Below are 18,687 nucleotides of genomic sequence, written 5' to 3'. Positions count from 1 at the left end.
GGAATGGCACCGGTCTTACGCCGGCAAGCGCAGACTCAGCCGATGAGGGCGGACCGCCAGCTGCGCAGGAAGGCCGCCCCGGCGTCGTCGTGGATGACGTCCCCGCCCAGCCCCAGATCCGCCGCGGTGAGCACCTCATAGGGCTTCACCGGAACACCGTCGGCCGGGCGCACATCCACGTGCTTCACCGGATGGTCGTTGTGGTGCAGCCAATCGGCCATGGCGTAGTCGGTGCGGGAGTCGCCCACCGTGCGCCAGGCCTGCGGTGTGATGCCTTGGGCTGCGAGCAGTTCCACGGCACGGCTCGCGCCCAGGTCCTTGCCCAACCGAACAGACTCAATGTCCGTGGAAATGATGGTGGGATCCACGCGGTAGTCGATCTGGTCGTCCGAGTTGGGTGCGTGGTGGTCAAGCCGCACAACCCCGAGACCGTGCCGCCCCATCAACGCCATGGCATCGGCGTCGAAAAGCTCCTGCTCGGCGCGGTAATCGGAATTGGCGACGGCGACGTGCTGCTCCACGGACACCATGGCCCGCTTGGTTTCATCGAAGAACATGTGGGCGGAATAATCCTCGGCCACGAGACGGCGCACATCGTCGCCTAAGGCCTGCGGCATGGCGAGTTCCCGGTCCACGTGTACGGGTCCGGGGCCTTCCGCGGTGTAGCTGAACCACACTGCGCCCTTCTCGCAGATCGCGTGGATGACGGTCCCTGCCGCCATCCCGGCGGCGATCATCGGCTCCATCACCTGCTCACGGATGAAGGCATCCGAGCGCCCCGTGTTGAAGATGACCGGGATGCCCGCTGCCGCCAGCGCGAGCATGTCCGCAATAATCCCCGGCTGCACGTCGCGCGTCACAGGGCTCGCCACGGGCCCGTCGACGTCGAGCAGCAGGGCCAGCGGGGGAGTCGACGGCGAGGGGGCGGCCGGCGTCTGAAGTGCAGTCATGCACCCATTCTGTCAGCCGTTGGGCCCCTTGGCATTCGCGGTTGACCCGGGCGACTGGATGGTGTGGCCCGTGACAACCAGGCGCCGCCGGTGTGACAAATGGTTACCGTTTGGCTACAACCTCACGCCTGCGGTGGTCTTGGATTCCTTTGTCCGCCCAAGTTCCCTAGGCTGGCAGGGTGATATTCAAAGCTGTGGGCGAGGGACGCCCGTACCCCGACCATGGTTACAACACGCCCAAGGAATGGGCGGCTCTGCCGCCGCGGCCGGTCCGGCTGGACGAGCTGGTGACCACCAAGCAGACACTGGACCTTGAAGCCCTGCTGGCGGAGGATTCAACCTTCTTCGGCGATCTGTTTCCGCACGTTGTTGAGTTCCAGGGCGTCCTGTACCTGGAGGACGGCCTGCACCGGGCCGTGCGCACCGCCCTTCACCAGCGCACCGCCATCCACGCGCGCGTCCTGGTGATTAATGGCTAGAAAGCCGAAGGACGTCACCGCCCTGCACGGGCACCGAGTCGTCAGTGGTTCCGAACTCCGGGCCACCTTCGTCGAAGAGGACGACGCGCCGGACAACCCCGTCCGGCTGCGCCGCCGCATTCTGCATGGCGTCGTCCTGGTGCTGCTGGTCGGCCTCATTGCTGCGGCGATCGTTGTCGCCCTGGCGATCATGAACGGCCAGATCAAGGTTCCGACGGCGGAGCGCAGCCGCGCTGCCACTCGGCTGTGCCCGGAAGCAACGTATGACTACACGCCGCCGGACAAGATCACTCTTAACGTTTTCAACTCCACCAACCGTCCCGGTCTGGCACAGAGCGTGGCGGACGCGTTTGCCGCCCGTCACTTTATCGTGGGGGCGGTGGGCAACACTGCGTCAAGCTACCGCGGCGTGGCACTGATCGTCTCCGGCGCGGCGGGCCAGTCGGCTGCCTTCAGTGTCCAGCGCAACGTCCCGGGCTCGGACTACGTCCAGGACGACCGCACGGACCCGAGCGTCGACGTCATCCTTACCGGGGACTACAAGGAGCTGACCGGTCCGGAGCTGGTGGACCAGACGCCGGGAAAGCTCAGCTGCCCGCGGGAGGAGCGGCGGATCGTCGACGACTCCGCCGTCCCGATCATGCCGACTGCGCCGCCGTCCACCGGCTAGCGACTGACGCGCACGGCCCTGCCGGCGTCGTCGAACCGGGCGCCGGCGCCCAACTGGATAAACCGGACCGTCCGCGCAATCCGCGCCTCGGCGTCGGGGTCCTGGCCTGCGCCGTCGCCCCGGGCCGCACTTGAAGAGAGCGTGCCGTGGATGAGCTGCGCGAGCTGGGCGATGTCCGCCCGGGGCAGGTAGCCCTGGGCCATACCGTCGCGCAGGATGCCCTGCAGCAGCACGCTGAGCTCGCCCACATGGTCCGCCAGCTTCGCGAAGGACGCAGGCGAAAGCACCGCGCCCATGGCCGGACCGGGCGGGAGATGCCGGCGGCTGAGGTCCTCGACCTGGGCGCGCACATAGAGTGCCAGCCGCTCCACCGGGTTTTCCAGCGAGTCCAGCGAGTCCCGGAGGTCCAGGAGGAACCGTTCGGTCTCGTCCAGGGCGTATGCGATCAGGAGCTCTTCGATGTCCGCGTAGTAGTTGTAGACGGCGGTACGGCCGATCCGCGCGTGCCGGGCCACATCCGTCATGGTCAGGCCGGGCAGCCCGTGGGTGAACAGCAGTTCGCCGAACGCGGTTAGGATGCGGCGTTGGGTCTCGGCACGTTGGGCGGCGTTGCTCGCGGCCGAAATCCTGGGCATACGGACACTTTAGCGCGATCTGTCACCAAAGCTCCGGTTTCCCGGCGCGAACGGACACTTCGCGCCCACAAAACCGCGATTTCGGGGCGCCAAGTGTCCGCTCGCGCGGGGGCGGGGTGGGGGAGGGGGTGGCGGAGGTCCAGGGTACGGACGTTGGGCTAGACAGCGCACCCGTCCGGTCCGCAGGCATCTCCGGCACCGTCGACCGTGCCGTCGCCGGTGGCGTTGACCATCACGAGAGGGTTGCTTTCCTGCCACGCCTGTTCGAGTGCCGCGGTGAAGGTCTCCGCAGGCTGGGCGCCGGAGAGCCCGAACGTCCGGTCGATCACGAAGAACGGGACGCCGTTGATGCCCAGTGCGCGGCCCTCCTCAAAGTCCAGCCGGACGTCGTCGGCGTACTTGTCGGTGCTGAACAGCTCGGTCAGTTCGCCGGCGTCGATCCCGAGGTCCAGTCCCAGGGACGTGAGGTACTCCTCGTTGCCGATGTCCTTGCCGTGCTCGAAATGGTCGCTGAGCAGCCGTTCCTTCGCGGCGTCCTGCTTGCCGCGGGCGGCCGCGAGGTGGATCAGGCGGTGGGCGGTGAAGCTGTTGGCCACGACGACGTCGTCGAAGCGGTAGTTGAGGCCCTCGCCTTTGGCCTGGGCCGCCACGTGCTCGAACATCTGCGAGATCTGGTCCGGTGCCATGCCCTTGCGCGTGCTCAGGTACTCCAGTTCAGTGCCGTCGTAGTGTTCGGGGAGAGTGGGGTCCAGCTGGTAGCTGCGCCATTTCACCTCCACCGAATCGCGGTGCGGGAAAGCGGCCAGGGCGGTTTCAAAGCGGCGCTTGCCGATGTAGCACCAGGGGCAGGCCACATCGGACCAGATCTCAATCTTCATGCTGGCCACAACCGCGCGGGTGGCAACCGCATTCCCCGGAGGGGTTGTCACTTCGGTCACGGACGTGCCCGTACCCTGGCGCCGGCACTGCTCAGGGCGTGACCGCGCGCTCCATGACGAAGTCGTTTTCCACCGTGTTGCCCAGGTTGAAGGACTTGGTCCCGACCGTGCGGAAGCCGGATTTCCCAGTTCAGCCCGAACGCCGGCCGCTGGCCGATCGCCTCGAGGGTGCGGACGGTGGACCAGGAGTCGTAGGCGATTTCGGAGGGGTGGACTTCGTGGGCGAAGCGGACCCCGCATTCATCGAAAACGTCCAGGATCGGGTTCCAGCCGTCGGCGAGGTCCTGGTAGCCGGCGCCGAGCGCTTTCGGGTAACCCAGCTACGCCGTGATAGCAATGACGGGTAAGGATCTCAATCCATAAACCTGATTTGTGGCCAAGCACGCCCAAGAGACGGACACTTCCTATGACGGCGAATATTCTCTCCAGGGTGCCGCGCGGCTGGCTCCTGCTTGCCGCCATCGGGCTCATCGCGCTGAACATGCGCGGTCCGCTGGTGGCGGTGGCGCCGGTGGTCGGGCTGATGCAGGCGGAGCTGGGCTTCTCGCCCGTGGAACTGGGTTTCCTGACCGGCATCCCGGTGCTCTGCTTCGCCCTCGCCGCGCCGCTGGCTTCCCTCGCCGGCCGCAAGATGGGCGCCGAAGTCGCCATCACCCTTACCCTGCTGGGCGTGCTGCTGGGCGTGATTGTGCGGTCCGCGGGCGGCGGCGGCCTCGTCATGGTCGGCACGGTGATCCTCGGCATCGCCATCACGGTGGGCAACATCGCCGTCCCCCTGATCATCCGGCGCGACTTCGCCCCCGCCCGGCAAGGCACGGCCATGGGCATCTACACCGCCGCGCTGAACGTCGGCTCCTTCGTGACCTCCGTGGTGACCGCGCCACTGGCCGAACTGCTGGGTTGGCGGCCGGCGCTGGCGGCCTGCGGACTCTTCGCGCTCGCGGCGTCCTTGGTCTGGGTGCTCGCCTTCGGCAGCCGGGCCCTCCGCCCCGAAGCCGTTCCCGGATCAAAGCCTGATCGCACGGCCACCAAACCGGCGTCGCGCTGGATCACCGTCGGCCTGACCGCCGGGTTCGCCGGGCAGGCCTTTTCCTACTACGGCGTGACCGCCTGGCTGCCGAGCCTCCTCGCCGACGAACTCGGCATGACGCCGGCCGCCGCTGGTGCGGGGTCATCACTGTTCCAGATCCTCGCCATCGCCGGCAGCCTGGGTGTTCCGTTCGCAGCCCGCTTTGCCAGTACGACGACGGTCGGCCTCACCTTGGGGCTGTTGTGGCTTACGGTGCCCGTGGGCTTGCTGCTGGCCCCGGAGCTGTGGTGGCTGTGGTCCTCGTTCGGCGGGGTGGCCCAGGGTGGCGGCATCACCCTGATCTTCATCGCCATCATCCGGTTGGCCCGGGACCAGGCCTCGGCGGGGCGGATGTCCGCCGTCGTGCAGGGCGCCGGCTACTGCCTCGGAGCCCTGGCGCCGACCCTGCTGGGCTACGTGCACGGCGTCTCGGACTCCTGGGCCGGCCCGCTGCTGATGGTCCTCGGCTCGGTGGGCGTCTTCATCCTCGGCACCGCACTGTCCCTGCGCCACGTCCCCAAGGTCCACTGACTGGCCGCTCCGACGCCCGAACGGACACTTGAGGCCCACGTTTGTGTAAAACGCGGGCCTCAAGTGTCCGTTCGACGCCGTTGTCGAGCGAGGGGGTGTTCCGTCGCCGGGCTGCCGCCCCGGATCTCGGGGTGCCTGTTGCGAAGGGCGTGGCGGCCCGGCGGACGGAAATCTGTGCGCTACGGACCTGTTGCCCGTATCCGGCCCTAAGCCGCGACGAGCGCGGGGGCCCCGGCGGTGACGTCACCGCCGTCGCGCGCTTCATGCAGGAAGCGGTCGTAGGCCGGCAGCGTCAGGAACGCCGGGAACTCGGTGCTGAGCGTGACTTCCTCGAAGATGTCCCGCGCGTCGGCGAAGCGGTCCCCTTCGAAGCGTTCCAGCCTGACGAACTCCTCGTCCAGCATGTCCTCCACCCACTCACGGGTGATGACCTCGCCCGTGTCCGTGATGGCGCGGGCGAAGATCCACTGCCACAGCTGCGAGCGGGAGATCTCCGCGGTGGCGGCGTCCTCCATCAGGTTGTGGATGGCGACGGCGCCGTTGCCGCGCAGCCAGGACTCGATGTAGCGGATGCCGACCTCGATGTTGTTCCGGATGCCCTGTTCGGTGATGGTGCCGCTGGTGGCGGCGATGTCGAGCAGGGCGCGGTCGTCGGGGGTGACGTCCTCGCGGAAGCGGTCCAGCTGGTTCGGGCGCTCGCCGAGGACGCCGTCGAACACCTCGCGGCACACCGGAACGAGGTCCGGGTGCGCCACCCAGGATCCGTCAAAGCCGTCGCCGGCCTCGCGGGTCTTGTCCGCACGGACCTTCTCGAAGGCGCTCGCGTTGGCTTCCGGGTCCTTGCGGTTGGGGACGGCCGCGGCCATCCCGCCGATCGCCATGGCGCCGCGCTTGTGGCAGGCCCGGACCAGCTGTTCGGTGTAGGCGCGCATGAACGGCTGCGTCATGGTGACCTGGCCGCGGTCCGGCAGGACGAACCGGGGCCCGCGGGTGCGGAAGTTCTTGATCACGGAGAAGATGTAGTCCCAGCGGCCGGCGTTCAGGCCCGCGGCGTGATCGCGCAGCTCGTAGAGGATCTCCTCCATTTCGAACGCGGCGGTGATGGTCTCGATCAGCACCGTGGCGCGGATGGTGCCTTGCGGGATGCCCAGCAGGTCCTGCGCCAGGACGAAGATGTCGTTCCAGAGCCGGGCCTCGAGGTGGTTTTCGATCTTCGGCAGGTAGAAGTACGGGCCCTTGCCCTGGGCGATCAGGCGGCGTGCGTTGTGGAAGAAGTGCAGTCCGAAGTCCACGATTCCGCCGGCGATCGGGGTGCCATCGATGAGCATGTGCTTTTCCGGCAGGTGCCAGCCGCGGGGACGGACCACGATCGTGGGCAGGTCCTCGGCGGGGCGCAGCCTGTACTCCTTGCCCTCCGGGGAAGTGAAGTCGATCCGGCGTTCCAGCGCATCCGTGAGGTTCAGCTGGCCTTGGATGACATTGCGCCAGGACGGCGTGGAGGAGTCTTCCATGTCCGCAAGCCACACCTTGGCGCCGGAATTCAGCGCGTTGATGGTCATCTTCTTATCCACCGGGCCGGTGATTTCCACGCGGCGGTCCTCCAGGCCCGGAGCCGGGGGAGCGACGCGCCAGTCCGGATCGTTGCGCACGGACTCGGTCTCGCGCAGGAAGCGCGGGTCCTGGCCCTTGCTGATCTGCTGTCGGCGCTCCTGCCGTGCCTGCAGCAGTTCCAGCCGCCGGCCCGCCGTGGCCCGGTGCAACGCGGCAACAAAGGCCAGGGCGTCCGGAGTAAGCACCTCGCTCTGCCGGCAAATCGGCTGCGCGGTCAACGTAACCCCGTTGATGGTGAAGTTGTCAGTGAAGCTGTTCATTTCAATCTCTCCTTGGAGAAGCAAATGTTCGACGGCGGGCCGTGCGTCAGGTGCGGTGCCCACGAGGCCGAAGGTGCCGGTATTGCGGGAGCCTGCGTAAAAGGGGCCCCATTGCCGCCTCGCGGAGTCGAACGAAGCAGAGGCGGCAATGGGGAATAGCAGGCAGAGCAATGCCGGACCGAAGGCCGTACGCAACCGCCGCCGTCGTAAGTGTTAGTGGAACTGGCCCTCTTCTGTGGATCCCACGAGAGCCAAGGTGGATGCGTTCGGGTTGAGCGCGGTAGCGATGTCGTCGAAGTAACCGGTGCCGACTTCGCGCTGGTGCTTGGTCGCGGTGTAGCCGCGGGACTCGGAGGCGAATTCCTTCTCCTGCAGCTCGACGTAGGCGCTCATGCCTTCCCGGGCGTACCCGTGGGCGAGGTCGAACATCGAGTAGTTGAGGGCGTGGAAACCGGCCAGGGTGATGAACTGGAAGGTGAAACCCATGGCGCCGAGTTCGCGCTGGAACTTCGCGATCGTGGCGTCGTCGAGGTGCTTCTTCCAGTTGAACGACGGCGAGCAGTTGTAGGAGAGCATCTGGTCCGGGAACTCGGCCTTGACGGCCTCGGCGAACTTGCGGGCCAGCTCCAGGTCCGGGGTGCCCGTCTCCATCCAGATGAGGTCCGAGTACGGGGCGTAGGCCTTGGCGCGGGCGATGCACGGTTCGATCCCGTTGCGGACCTTGTAGAAGCCCTCCGCGGTGCGGACCGGCTGTCCCCCTTCGCGGAGGATGAACTCCTGGTCCCGCGGGTCGACGTCGGAGGTGATCAGGGTGGCTGCCTCGGCGTCGGTGCGGGCGATGATGACGGACGGGGTGCCGGCGACGTCGGCGGCCAGGCGGGCGGCGTTCAGGGTGCGGACGTGCTGCTGGCTGGGGATCAGGACCTTGCCGCCGAGGTGGCCGCACTTCTTCTCCGAGGCGAGCTGGTCTTCCCAGTGCACGCCCGAGGCGCCGGCCTGGATCATGGACTTCATCAGCTCGTAGGCGTTCAGCGGGCCGCCGAAGCCGGCCTCTGCGTCGGCGACGATCGGCACCATCCAGTCCTCGACGGTCTGGATGCCTTCGGAGAACTCGATCTGGTCGGCGCGGAGCAGGGCGTTGTTGATCCGGCGGACCACCGTCGGCACGGAGTTGGCCGGGTAGAGCGACTGGTCCGGGTACGTGTGGCCGGAGTTGTTGGCATCCGCGGCGACCTGCCAGCCGGAGAGGTAGATGGCGCGGAGCCCGGCCTTGACCTGCTGCACGGCCTGGTTGCCGGTCAGGGCGCCGAGGGCGTTGGTGTACGTGCCTTCCTTGTGCTCCTCGGTGAGCTGCTTCCACAGCTTCTCGGAGCCGCGGCGGGCCAGCGTGTGTTCTTCGGAGACGCGGCCGCGGAGGCGGACGACGTCGGAAGCCTTGTAATCCCGGGTGACACCTTCCCAGCGCGGGTTGGCAGCCCACTCGAGCTCCAGGGCGGCGGCCTGCTCTTCGGGCGTCTGCTGGGTGGGCTCAAATGCTGCAGTCATCGTTGTCTCCTTGGTTGTGCCCGGGGCCGGCCAGTCTGCGTCTCTGCAGATCCTGGCTGCTTGTTCCCGGATAGTGAATCTTTCCGTGAGATCTACTTTTCTGCACTTTCAAGGGGGTTTCTAGACTAAAAGGGTGGAAAGAAATGCACTTCTTCGCGTATCCTCAAGAAATGCACTCAAGCAGCTGGAACCGACAAGCCACTTCACCCTCCGCCCCCGCAGCGCCGGAGGTGGATGTCATCAGCATGGGCCGCCGCGTCCGCCACCTGCGCAAGGCGGCGGGCCTCACCCTCGATGACCTGAGTGCCGCCGTCGGCACCGCCCCGAGCCAGCTGAGCCTGATCGAAAACGGCAAGCGGGAGCCCAAGCTCGGCCTGCTGCAGCAGCTTGCGGCCGCCCTCGGGGTCAGCATCGATGAGCTGCTTGGCGCGGAGCCGCCCAACCGCCGCGCGGCCCTGGAGATCGAGCTGGAACGCTACCAGCGCAGCCCGATCTACGAGTCCCTGAAGCTGCCCAAAATCCGCATTAGCTCGCGGCTGCCGATGGATGTGCTGGAGTCGATGGTGGGGTTGCAGCATGAGCTGGAGCGGCGCTTGAACGAGCAGGTCGCGACGCCGGAAGAGGCCCGCCGCGCGAACGGGGAACTGCGTGCCATGATGCGCGAGCGGAACAACTACTTCCCGGAGTATGAGGCGGAGGCGCAGAAGGTCCTCGCCTCCGTGGGGCACACCAGCGGCCCGCTGTCCCATCACGTCATCGCGGACATCGCCGGGCACCTCGGTTTCAGCCTCCACCACGTGGGCGACCTCCCGCATTCCACCCGTTCGGTGACCGATCTTAAGAACCACCGAATTTATCTGACCCAGAATGTCCGCAGCGAACACGACCCCCGTTCGGTGCTGCTGCAGGCTCTGGGGCACTACGTCCTGGGCCACCAGACCCCCCACAACTACGGCGATTTCCTGATGCAGCGGGTGGCCACGAACTACTTCGCCGCGGCGCTTATGCTGCCGGAGCAGGCCACCGTGGAATTCCTGCAGAAGGCCAAGCAGGCCAAGGAAATCGCCGTCGAGGACATCCGGGACGCCTTCGCCGTGTCCTACGAGACCGCCGCGCACCGTTTCACCAACCTAGCCACCCAGCATCTGGACATCCGCACGCACTTCCAGAAGACGCACAAGAGCGGCATCATCTACAAGGCCTACGAGAACGACGGCGTGACGTTCCCGCAGGACCATACGGGCGCCATCGAGGGCCAGTTTTCGTGCCGGAACTGGACCAGCCGGGTGGTGTTCGATGTCGCGGACAAGTTCAGCGCGTACAACCAGTACACGGATACCCCGGCCGGGACGTACTGGTGCACGGCACGGACAGAACGCTCCGCAAGCGGTGAGTTCTCACTGTCCGTTGGCGTGCCGTACGCCCAGGTGAAGTGGTTCAGGGGGCGTGACACCACGGAGCGGTCCAAGTCGACCTGCCCGGACGAGAACTGCTGCAAGCGGCCGCCGGCGGCCCTGGCTTCGGAGTGGGCCGGCAACGCCTGGCCCTCGGCGCGGGCGCGTTCGCACCTGCTCGCCGCGATGCCGCCAGGCGCGTTCCCCGGCGTGGACGAGACCGAGGTGTACTCCTTCCTGCAGGCCCACTCCGGGAACTGACCGGGCTGTTCCTCCCTCAGCTCTTCCGACGGAGGATTCCCGGGCGGCGGCCGGAAGCTGGGCGGACTATATTGGCCGTGTCAGCTAATGGATTCGACTGCGGGAGCGCCCAGCCATGGCCAAGGAACTTGCAACCCAGCTCATCGAACAGCTTCAGGCCGCCGGAGTGCAGCGGATCTACGGCATCGTCGGGGACAGCCTGAACCCGATTGTCGACGCCGTCCGGAAGATTGGCGGCTCTGCCAAGGGCGGCATTGACTGGATCCATGTGCGGCACGAAGAGGCTGCGGCGTTCGCGGCCGCGGCGGAAGCACAGCTGACCGGCCGCCTCGCGGTGTGCGCCGGCTCGTGCGGACCCGGGAATCTGCATCTGATCAACGGGCTCTACGACGCCAACCGCTCCGGGGCGCCCGTGGTGGCGATTGCCTCACATATTCCCAGCAAACAGATCGGCAGCAGCTACTTCCAGGAAACGCACCCGGACAGGCTCTTCAACGAATGCTCGGTCTGCTCCGAACTGATCAGCACGGCCGAACAAGCTCCGCGGGTGATGCACAGCGCCATCCAGCACGCCGTCGCGCTCCGCGGAGTCGCCGTCGTCACCTTGCCGGGGGACATCGCCGGGCTGGAAGCAGCGGCCGAGACCCCTCTTCCCGCCGCGTTTGCGCCTGCCAGCCTGGTGCCGGCGCCGGGCAGCGTCCGGCAGTTGGCCGATGCAATCAATGCGGCCGGCAAGGTCGCCATCTTCGCCGGGGCCGGAGTGCAGGGTGCCCACGACGAAGTCATTGCCCTGGCCGAGCTGATCAAGGCGCCGATCGGGCACTCGCTGCGCGGCAAGGATTTCATGCAGTACGAGAATCCCTATGACATCGGCATGACGGGCCTGTTGGGTTACGGTGCCGCGGCTGAAGGGATTGAGGATGCGGATCTGCTGATTCTGCTGGGAACCGATTTTCCCTACGACCAGTTCCTCCCCGCATCCCGGACCGTCCAAGTGGACTGTGCCGCGCAGAAACTGGGCCGGCGGACGGATGTCGACATCGCCGTTCATGGCGATGTCCTCCCCACGCTCGCAACGCTGATGCCCTTGCTCCAGGCGAAAAAAAGCAGCCGCTTCCTCGATCAGATGCTCAAGAAGCACGACAGGCTGATGAACAAGGCCGTGGGCGCTTACACCCGAAAAGTGGAAAAAACCGAGCCCATCCACCCCGAGTACGCCGCCTCACTGCTTGACCAGGTTGCGGCGACGGACGCAATCTTCACCGCCGACACCGGCATTTGCAACGTCTGGACCGCACGATACATCAACCCGCTCGGCACCCGCAGATTGATCGGGTCGTACCTGCACGGGTCCATGGCCAACGCACTGCCCCATGCGATCGGCGCCCAGCTTGCTTACCCTGGGCGGCAGGTCGTTTCCGTATCGGGCGACGGGGACCTGTCGATGCTGCTGGGGGAGCTGATCACCGTCGCTGCCCACCGGCTGCCCGTGAACGTTGTGGTATTCAACAACTCAACGCTGGGAATGGTCAAACTGGAAATGCTGGTGGACGGGCTCCCTGATTTCGGTGTGGACGTCCCGGACGCCAACTATGCCGCCGTGGCCCGGGCACTGGGGTTCCACGCCGTCCGCGTCACCGACCCGGCCAAGATCGAGGACGCTTACCGGGAAGCCTTCGCCCACCCCGGCCCGTCGCTGGTGGAACTGATCACGGATCCCAAGGCGCTTTCCATCCCGCCGAAAATCAAGGGCTCCCAGATCCTGGGTTTCGCGACCGCGATGTCCAAGGTAGTGCTCAACAGGGGAGCCGGCGAGGCGGTCAGCATGGCGCGGAGCAACCTGCGCAACATCCCGCGGCGTTGAGCCAGGATCCAGCGAGCCAGGATCCGGCGAGCCGGACGTCAGGGCCGCTGGGCGTTGCCATGGGCTCGGGGGTCCGTGTCGTCGCCAAAATGACGGCAAACCGTGACGCGACAGGCATGGTTAGGTTCAGCCACGGCTGGTTGACTGGGCAGAGGCGGATCCCCGCCATTCCAATTGGCAGACCTGTCCGAGGGGTGGCAATGAAGCATCATCGCATGGCCGGAATTGTGGTGGCAGGGACCATTGTGGCGCTCACTGCGTGTTCGCCCCCGGTGCCCGGGCTCTTGAAGGCCGACGGCGTCGAGCGGATCTCGGTCGACGGCGCCGCTTACCGAGCTGAACTGAAGGCACTCCGGTTGTCCGCGCTGAAGCTCGGAGCGGCGCTCCTGTCCGACGGCGGTGACGGTTCCACCGGAAACGTCGTCTCCTCGCCGGGAAGCCTGCTGATTGCCTTGGCGATGCTGCGGGCCGGCGCCTCGGGGGGAACGGCCGCAGAGTTGGACGGCGTGCTGAAGCTCCCGTTGGAACGCCGCGACGAAGCCATGAACGCGCTGCTCGCGTCCCTCGAATCGTTCGACGGCGATCCCGGCTCCGTGGATGAGAAGAACCCGCCGCGGAAGCCGGTGATGCACGCGGCGAACGGACTGTTTGTGGACAAGCAAGTGACGACCGGTCCGGAGTACCTGCGTACCTTGGCCAGGCATTTCGGAACCGGTGTGTACCCGGTGGACTTCCGGGATGAGCGCACCACCAAGCCGGCGATTGATGCGTGGGTTGACAGGAATACGGGAGGGCGGATTAAGGAATCGCCGGCAAAGTACGATCCCAGCAACACCTTCAGCCTGCTCAATGCGCTGTACTTCGCGGCCGCCTGGCGTGCCCCTTTTGATCCGGACAACACCTCGGACTTGCCGTTCACCAAAGCCGACGGTGAGGAAATCATCGCTCCCACCATGCACAACGAGCTGAAAATGAAATACGCGGAGGGTCCGGACTGGCGCGGGGTGGATCTGCCGTACGCGGAGGGCTTTGTGATGCGGCTGGTACTGCCCGACGCCGGTGCGGCCGGCGCCGGGGACCCGACACTGGAGTCGGAAAAGCTGGCGCAAATCGCTGATGCCTTCGACGCCGCACCGCTGGAGACGGTGCAGATCCAGCTGCCCCGGTGGGACCACAAATGCAGCTTCGACCTGCGCAGGGTGCTCGGTTCGTTGGGATTGCCTAAGACGCTCACCACCACCGAGGACTTCGACGCCATCCAACCGAAAATGATGCTCACGCAGGCCGCCCAGGGGGCCAACATCACCGTCGCCGAAAAGGGCACGGTGGCTGCGGCCGTCACCCAGATCAACGGCGCGGTTTCCAGTGCCCAGCCCCTGCCGGAGCGCACCATCGAATTCGACCGGCCGTTCCACTACCAGGTCGTGCACAGCGAAACAGGCCTGCCGCTGTTCATGGGGAAGGTGGCCGACCCCAGGTGAGCGCCGGGAAAGTTACCGGTTGTGACGGCAGAAGGGTTGTTTGAGGCAACTGAAGTCATGTCACCCCCTGCCATTGTCCTAGCCATGCAGGTCACGATAGGCGGCGGCCGCGGCGGGGTGCAGGGGTAAGCCCGCGGTGTTGATAAGTGATTCCGGGCTCAGGAACTGGACCCCCAGGCTGGAGCGCGGGATGAGTTCCTCGGCGTGTCCCACCAGCAGTTCGACAGTCCGCTTCACCGTTCGGCCATCCAGATCGTTCCGGCACAGGAGCAGATTCGCCACGCCCACCGTCCAGACGGCCGGAATGCCCTCGTAGGCACCTTCCGGGATCAGCACCCGGTCGTAGAAAACGCCGTACTTGGCGCGCAACGCCGGAAGCAGCGGGGAGAGATCGAGGAATCCCAGCCCGACGTCATGGTGCGCGGCGGCAATTGCAGCGGTAGGCACGCCGCCGGACCAGAACAGCGCTTCCACTGATTCATCCTGCAGAGCCGCGAGGCCCTCGTTGAGCCCGAGGTTCAGCACTGTAACGGCCTTTTCGGTCGCAACCGGGTCCGCACCAGAAGCAGTGGAGCTGAGCTCGGCAGCCTCGATCAGGCGGGGAGTGGTCAGCGACGTCCCCGAGCCAGGCTCGCCGACAGCCACGGTCCTGCCGGCAAGCCCGGCAATGTCCCGGATGCCGCTGTTCTTCCGGATGACGCAGTGGACGTAGTTTTCGTACACCTTTCCGACGGCGGAAATTTCGACGGCGGGCGGGTCGCCCGCCCCTGCGCGCTGGGACGCCGAGTCTGCCAGCGCGACGGCGAAGGTCGCTTTGCCGGTCAGTAGATATTCGAGGTTATCCAGGCTGCCGCCAGTGGTCAGCGCCGTGGCCTGGCCGGCCACACCATGTCGCTGGAGGGACTCCGCCAGCAGGGTGGCGAACTCTAGATAGAAGCCTCCGGGCTCACCGCCGGCGACGGTGACAGCGCCCGGACGGTCCGCGGGCGTGCACGCGCTAAGGACCGGCAGAAGGATGCCGGACAACCCGGCGGCCAGGCCGGCTTGGAGGACGGTCCGCCGCGGGGGAAGGGCTCGCGCTCCCATCACGTCAGGCATGCGGAGCCGCCTGCCCGTGCACAGCCGCGGCATGTGGAAACTCGATGCGCGCGATCAGGCCATGCGGCGAGGCGTCCGCGAGCAGCAGGCGGCCACCGTTGGCCCCCGCCAGCTTGTCCACAATGGTCATGCCCAGGCCGTTGCCGCGGATCTCCCGGTGCCGGGGGGACCGCCAGAACCGGCTTGTGGCCGCTGTCCGTTCCTCCGCGGAAAGCCCGGGACCATCGTCGGACACTTCGATGGCCACCGCGCCTTGGCGCACACGGGCAGCAACCGAGATGTGGGCACCAGCTGCGTATTTGATGGCATTGTTGATGAGTTCTCCCACCATCTGGGCCAGTTCCGCGGCGTTGCAGGCGATGTGCACGGCCGGTTCGGGCGGATTTTCCAGCAGGATCGATGCTCCGCTGCGCCGGGCGGCAGGTCCTGCCCGTTCGGCTTCTTCCTGCAGGATCGGGTAGGGGTCAAGGGGAGCCTGCACGCCGCGCGAAGGGGTGCCCAGCGGACCCCTGGCAGAGTCTTCAAACGCCCGGTGCTCAGCTGCCGCCAACCTCAATACTCCGTCCAGGATCTCTTCCACACGTTCGAGTTCGGCCAGCACCGCGGCTGCCGCGTCGTGTTCCCGGGCGGTCTGCAGTTCCAGCTGCAGCAAATCGAACCTCAGCCGCAGTGCGCCCACGGGATTGCGCAGCTCGTGCGATGTGTCCGCTATCAGTTGCCGCTGGGAATCGATGCTGTCGCTGACGGTCCGCGCCATCGTGGTGAACGAACGGCTCAGTTCCCGCAGTTCCGGCGGCCCGTCCTCCGGAAGCTGACCAGTCCGGCCTGTTGCCTCAAGCTCCGTGACCGCCGAATTCAGGCGATGCACCGGGCGCAGCACCCACCGGGTTACCCGGGCAGCGCCCAGGAGGAGCACCGCAGCCAGGGCCGCGGCCGCCAACCCGACCACGAGCCACCGTTCCCGCAGTTTCTGCCGGGCCGCATCCAGGTTGACCTCGAGGACTGCCTCGCCTAGAACCTGGCTGGCGCTGCCGAAGGAGCGGGAGATCACCTCGGAACCTGATCCGAAGGGCTGCAGCGGGGTGAGCGTGGTGTCGCTGAGGTTCAGGTTCGCCCTGGCCACTGCATCGCGGACGTCTGCCCTGTCCTCGCTCAGGCCGCCGGAACGCAGGGTGTTCTGCTGGAGGCGGATCAGGACTCCCTCCCCGTACAACTCCGAGTATCTGTCCATCTCCGTCTGCAGTTGTGTGGATTCTCCGGCCGTCGCAGCGTCGAACGCCACCTGCGCGAGCCGGTTGAGCGAAGCAACGCGGTTGATCTGGAGTTCCTGGGTCAGTTCCCGGCCGGCGGACGTCAAGATGGCGTTGGAGGCGATGATCACCATGAGAACGGCCAGCACACTCAGGATGCCGAGGACACGGAGTTTCACGCCGGGTCCGCCTCGATCCGGTAGCCGACACCGCGGACGTTGATGATGAAGCCTGGCAATTGGAGCTTTGCCCGCAGCCCCGTCAGGTGCACGTCAAGGGCCCGGGAGGAGGCGACGAAAGCATCCCCCCACAGCGCGTCCAGGATCTGTTCGCGGGTCACGACCGAACCAGCATGACTGGCTAAAAGCGAGAGCAGGTCGAACTCGGTGGCCGTCAAGGGCAGCACCTGAGATCGGAGGGCCGCCACGCGCCTCTCAAGGTCGATCTCAAGATCCCCCAGCACGACGCTCCGCTGCCGCGTGCCGCTGTGACGGCCTGCACGCCTGGTGACGGCTTCGATGCGGGCGAGCAGCTCAACGAGTTTCACAGGCTTGACGAGGTAGTCGTCCGCTCCGGACCGCAGGCCAAGCACCACGCTGCGCTCGTCGTCGCGGGCGGTGAGGATGAGGATCGGAACGGGTGTGACTTGGCGGAGCTTCCGCAGTACGTCGAGGCCGTCAATGTCCGGCAGCCCCAGGTCCAGCAGGATCACCTCGAACTTCCGGTGGACCAGCAGGGCGTCAGCCCCGCGGGCAACCCTGGTGGGGTTGTGTCCCGCGGTCACGACGGCGGCGGCGAGGGCAGACGCCATGGCGTCGTCGTCCTCGACGATGAGCAACTCCATGGCTTGGTCCCTTTTCGCTGAGTGGGCACCTGCATCTGCCCGCTTTGGAGATTACCCATTCTCCCGGCGAAACCTAAGGAAGTGTTAGGAAATGCCCTCCCACGTTGGATGTGCCGTGGATCACGCATAGTTTGGATGTGGCCCTCGGCGTGTGAGGGGGACCGTCAACGTCGAGGAGGAACCATGGGCAATGTGGCCATGGACAGCAAGAAAGTAAGCCAGGAACCCGTGCTGCCGCAGCCTAGGAAGGTTCAGCGATGAGCACCCAGCAAGCCATGCCCCAGACTGAGGCAGCACAGACCCGCAAGGCCGTAAGCAACATCCTCAAGGGATCTGCCGGCAACCTTGTGGAGTGGTACGACCTCTACGTTTACACAGTCTTCGCGGCATATTTCCAGTCGCACTTCTTCAACTCCAAGGACGAGCTCCAGGCCGGTCTCGAGGCTATGGCCGTCTTCTCGACGTCGTTCCTGATGCGGCCGGTCGGCGCCTGGTTCTTCGGCCGCTACGCCGACCGCAAGGGACGCAAGGCCGCGCTGACGCTCAGCGTGACGACGATGTCCGCCGGTTCGTTCGCCATCGCCTTGCTGCCGACGACGCAGCAGATCGGCGTCTGGGCTCTGCTCCTGATGATCCTGGTGCGTCTGATCCAGGGCTTCTCCGTGGGCGGCGAGTACGGCACCAGCGCCACCTACATGTCCGAGGCGGCCACCTCCAAACGCCGCGGCTTCTTCTCCAGCTTCCAGTACGTCACCCTGATCGGCGGCCAGATGATGGCCCTGCTGGTCCTCGTCATTCTGCAGAACACCATGGACAAATCGACCCTGACCGAATGGGGCTGGCGCATCCCGTTCGCGATCGGCGGCGTGGCCGCGCTCGTGGTCCTGTGGCTGCGGCGCTCAATGGAAGAGACCGTTTCGGCCGAGCAGGTCGAGGCCGCCAAGGCGCCGGTCACGGCCGGCGTTGCTCAGCCCGGCACCATGAAGCTGCTGTTCACCCAGTACTGGAAGCCGCTGCTGATCTGCATCGGCGTCACCCTTGGCGGCACCGTCGCGTTCTACACCTACACCAACTTCATCCTGAAGTTCATGAACGATACGTCCGGCATCGCCAAGACCGACACCTCGGTGATCAACTTCTGGGCGCTGTTCATCTTCATGCTGCTCCAGCCGGTCTACGGCATCATCTCCGACAAGGTCGGGCGCAAACCCCTCCTGCTCTGGTTCGGCATCACCGGTGTGCTGTTCACCTGGCCCCTGCTGAACGCACTGTCCGGGACCAAGGACCCGTTCACTGCGTTCCTGCTCATGATGGGAGGCCTGCTGATCGTGGGCGGCTACACCTCCATCAACGCGCTCGTCAAGGCCGAACTGTTCCCGGCATCGATCCGCGCCCTCGGCGTGGGCCTGGGCTACGCCATTGCCAACTCGCTCTTCGGCGGGACGGTTCCGCTGCTGGGTGCCGCGTTCCAGAAGGCCGAGCGCGTGGACCTGTTCTTCACGTACGTCACCGTGGCCATCGCGATCTCGCTGGTGGTCTACATCTTCGCGCTGAAGAACAAGAAGTCCACGCACCTGGACCACGAACAGGGCCACGCCTGGGAGACCACTGCCGGCCCCGCTGTGCCGGGCGACGGCCCCAAGGACGACGACAGGGATCTCGTCGACGCCTCGCACCGCTAAACCGCAGTCCGTTTCGGCGGATGGTACGACGGCGGGTCGCCGGCTACGGAACGTCAGTTCCGGGAGCCAGCGGCCCGCCGTCGTCGTTAGGGCCGGGGCGTCGGTGTTCCTCCGGGTGAGAGAAT

The 18,687-nt window shown here is 66.3% G+C and carries 15 protein-coding genes and 2 pseudogenes; 7 read left to right on the top strand and 10 right to left on the bottom strand.

Going from position 1 to position 18,687, the window contains the following annotated elements:
- Positions 1 to 35: 35 nt before the first annotated feature.
- On the bottom strand, positions 36 to 950 hold the full coding sequence (locus tag ACVWZ8_RS04990) for a hypothetical protein (RefSeq protein ID WP_456503989.1): 915 nt from the start codon (positions 948 to 950) through the stop codon (positions 36 to 38).
- Positions 951 to 1,129: 179 nt separating this feature from the next.
- Here ACVWZ8_RS04990 and ACVWZ8_RS04985 point away from each other — a divergent pair, with 179 nt between their 5' ends.
- Positions 1,130 to 1,429, top strand: a complete 300-nt coding sequence (locus ACVWZ8_RS04985; protein WP_426975916.1) for a type II toxin-antitoxin system VapB family antitoxin — start codon at positions 1,130 to 1,132, stop codon at positions 1,427 to 1,429.
- Positions 1,422 to 2,099: a LytR C-terminal domain-containing protein gene (locus tag ACVWZ8_RS04980; RefSeq protein WP_426975917.1), complete on the top strand. Its 678-nt coding sequence runs from the start codon at positions 1,422 to 1,424 to the stop codon at positions 2,097 to 2,099. The genes ACVWZ8_RS04985 and ACVWZ8_RS04980 overlap by 8 nt, the downstream gene beginning before the upstream one ends.
- Here ACVWZ8_RS04980 and ACVWZ8_RS04975 read toward each other — a convergent pair.
- From ACVWZ8_RS04975 to ACVWZ8_RS04960, 4 genes and pseudogenes are all read right to left on the bottom strand, one after another.
- Positions 2,096 to 2,734, bottom strand: a complete 639-nt coding sequence (locus ACVWZ8_RS04975; protein ID WP_426975918.1) for a TetR/AcrR family transcriptional regulator — start codon at positions 2,732 to 2,734, stop codon at positions 2,096 to 2,098. The genes ACVWZ8_RS04980 and ACVWZ8_RS04975 overlap by 4 nt on opposite strands.
- 158 nt (positions 2,735 to 2,892) lie before the next feature.
- A complete protein-coding gene (locus ACVWZ8_RS04970) occupies positions 2,893 to 3,612 on the bottom strand; it encodes a DsbA family oxidoreductase (protein ID WP_456503988.1) in 720 nt (239 codons plus the stop codon).
- Positions 3,613 to 3,703: 91 nt separating this feature from the next.
- Positions 3,704 to 3,796 (bottom strand): annotated as a pseudogene (locus ACVWZ8_RS04965) (GNAT family N-acetyltransferase); the annotation flags it as partial.
- A pseudogene (locus tag ACVWZ8_RS04960) lies at positions 3,795 to 3,980 on the bottom strand (sugar phosphate isomerase/epimerase); the annotation flags it as partial. The pseudogenes ACVWZ8_RS04965 and ACVWZ8_RS04960, both read right to left, overlap by 2 nt.
- Before the next feature lie 98 nt (positions 3,981 to 4,078).
- Here ACVWZ8_RS04960 and ACVWZ8_RS04955 point away from each other — a divergent pair.
- On the top strand, positions 4,079 to 5,272 hold the full coding sequence (locus tag ACVWZ8_RS04955) for an MFS transporter (protein WP_456503987.1): 1,194 nt from the start codon (positions 4,079 to 4,081) through the stop codon (positions 5,270 to 5,272).
- A 206-nt stretch (positions 5,273 to 5,478) separates the two neighbouring features.
- Here the strand turns inward: ACVWZ8_RS04955 and aceB are convergent, their stop codons facing one another.
- Both aceB and aceA read right to left on the bottom strand, forming a co-directional pair.
- Complete coding sequence (gene aceB / locus ACVWZ8_RS04950; protein WP_456503986.1) at positions 5,479 to 7,143, bottom strand: malate synthase A; 1,665 nt, start codon at positions 7,141 to 7,143, stop codon at positions 5,479 to 5,481.
- Between the two features lie 213 nt (positions 7,144 to 7,356).
- Positions 7,357 to 8,688 carry an isocitrate lyase gene (gene aceA, locus ACVWZ8_RS04945; protein WP_456503985.1) on the bottom strand — a complete coding sequence of 444 codons (1,332 nt, stop codon included), beginning with the start codon at positions 8,686 to 8,688 and terminating at the stop codon, positions 7,357 to 7,359.
- A 143-nt stretch (positions 8,689 to 8,831) separates the two neighbouring features.
- Here aceA and ACVWZ8_RS04940 point away from each other — a divergent pair, with 143 nt between their 5' ends.
- From ACVWZ8_RS04940 to ACVWZ8_RS04930, 3 genes are all read left to right on the top strand, one after another.
- Positions 8,832 to 10,343: a helix-turn-helix domain-containing protein gene (locus tag ACVWZ8_RS04940; RefSeq protein WP_456503984.1), complete on the top strand. Its 1,512-nt coding sequence runs from the start codon at positions 8,832 to 8,834 to the stop codon at positions 10,341 to 10,343.
- Between the two features lie 115 nt (positions 10,344 to 10,458).
- Positions 10,459 to 12,207, top strand: a complete 1,749-nt coding sequence (locus tag ACVWZ8_RS04935) for a pyruvate dehydrogenase (protein ID WP_456503983.1) — start codon at positions 10,459 to 10,461, stop codon at positions 12,205 to 12,207.
- A gap of 215 nt (positions 12,208 to 12,422) precedes the next feature.
- Positions 12,423 to 13,688 (top strand): serpin family protein, encoded by a 1,266-nt coding sequence (locus tag ACVWZ8_RS04930; protein WP_456505907.1) that lies wholly within the window; start codon positions 12,423 to 12,425, stop codon positions 13,686 to 13,688.
- Positions 13,689 to 13,766: 78 nt separating this feature from the next.
- Here the strand turns inward: ACVWZ8_RS04930 and ACVWZ8_RS04925 are convergent, their stop codons facing one another.
- The 3 genes from ACVWZ8_RS04925 to ACVWZ8_RS04915 are packed head-to-tail and all read right to left on the bottom strand — an operon-like array spanning position 13,767 to position 16,880.
- Positions 13,767 to 14,786, bottom strand: a complete 1,020-nt coding sequence (locus ACVWZ8_RS04925; protein ID WP_456503982.1) for a TAXI family TRAP transporter solute-binding subunit — start codon at positions 14,784 to 14,786, stop codon at positions 13,767 to 13,769.
- Positions 14,779 to 16,215, bottom strand: a complete 1,437-nt coding sequence (locus tag ACVWZ8_RS04920; protein WP_426975926.1) for a sensor histidine kinase — start codon at positions 16,213 to 16,215, stop codon at positions 14,779 to 14,781. The genes ACVWZ8_RS04925 and ACVWZ8_RS04920 overlap by 8 nt, the downstream gene beginning before the upstream one ends.
- Entirely contained in the window at positions 16,212 to 16,880 is a 669-nt protein-coding gene (locus ACVWZ8_RS04915; protein ID WP_426975927.1) for a response regulator transcription factor, read from the bottom strand. Before ACVWZ8_RS04915 ends, ACVWZ8_RS04920 begins: the two co-directional genes overlap by 4 nt.
- Positions 16,881 to 17,137: 257 nt before the next feature.
- Here ACVWZ8_RS04915 and ACVWZ8_RS04910 point away from each other — a divergent pair, with 257 nt between their 5' ends.
- Entirely contained in the window at positions 17,138 to 18,562 is a 1,425-nt protein-coding gene (locus ACVWZ8_RS04910; RefSeq protein ID WP_456503981.1) for an MFS transporter, read from the top strand.
- The last annotated feature ends 125 nt before the right edge of the window (positions 18,563 to 18,687 follow it).

Source organism: Arthrobacter sp. UYCu723, assembly GCF_054059215.1.
This window is presented reverse-complemented; position numbering and strand designations above follow the sequence as displayed.

Coding starts and splice junctions, on each gene's coding strand:
- ACVWZ8_RS04990 (WP_456503989.1), bottom strand. CDS start 950: ATGACTGCACTTCAGACGCCGGCCGCCCCCTCGCCGTCGACTCCCCCG.
- ACVWZ8_RS04980 (WP_426975917.1), top strand. CDS start 1,422: ATGGCTAGAAAGCCGAAGGACGTCACCGCCCTGCACGGGCACCGAGTC.
- ACVWZ8_RS04975 (WP_426975918.1), bottom strand. CDS start 2,734: ATGCCCAGGATTTCGGCCGCGAGCAACGCCGCCCAACGTGCCGAGACC.
- ACVWZ8_RS04970 (WP_456503988.1), bottom strand. CDS start 3,612: ATGAAGATTGAGATCTGGTCCGATGTGGCCTGCCCCTGGTGCTACATC.
- ACVWZ8_RS04955 (WP_456503987.1), top strand. CDS start 4,079: ATGACGGCGAATATTCTCTCCAGGGTGCCGCGCGGCTGGCTCCTGCTT.
- aceB (WP_456503986.1), bottom strand. CDS start 7,143: ATGAACAGCTTCACTGACAACTTCACCATCAACGGGGTTACGTTGACC.
- aceA (WP_456503985.1), bottom strand. CDS start 8,688: ATGACTGCAGCATTTGAGCCCACCCAGCAGACGCCCGAAGAGCAGGCC.
- ACVWZ8_RS04940 (WP_456503984.1), top strand. CDS start 8,832: ATGCACTTCTTCGCGTATCCTCAAGAAATGCACTCAAGCAGCTGGAAC.
- ACVWZ8_RS04935 (WP_456503983.1), top strand. CDS start 10,459: ATGGCCAAGGAACTTGCAACCCAGCTCATCGAACAGCTTCAGGCCGCC.
- ACVWZ8_RS04930 (WP_456505907.1), top strand. CDS start 12,423: ATGGCCGGAATTGTGGTGGCAGGGACCATTGTGGCGCTCACTGCGTGT.
- ACVWZ8_RS04925 (WP_456503982.1), bottom strand. CDS start 14,786: ATGCCTGACGTGATGGGAGCGCGAGCCCTTCCCCCGCGGCGGACCGTC.
- ACVWZ8_RS04915 (WP_426975927.1), bottom strand. CDS start 16,880: ATGGAGTTGCTCATCGTCGAGGACGACGACGCCATGGCGTCTGCCCTC.
- ACVWZ8_RS04910 (WP_456503981.1), top strand. CDS start 17,138: ATGAGCACCCAGCAAGCCATGCCCCAGACTGAGGCAGCACAGACCCGC.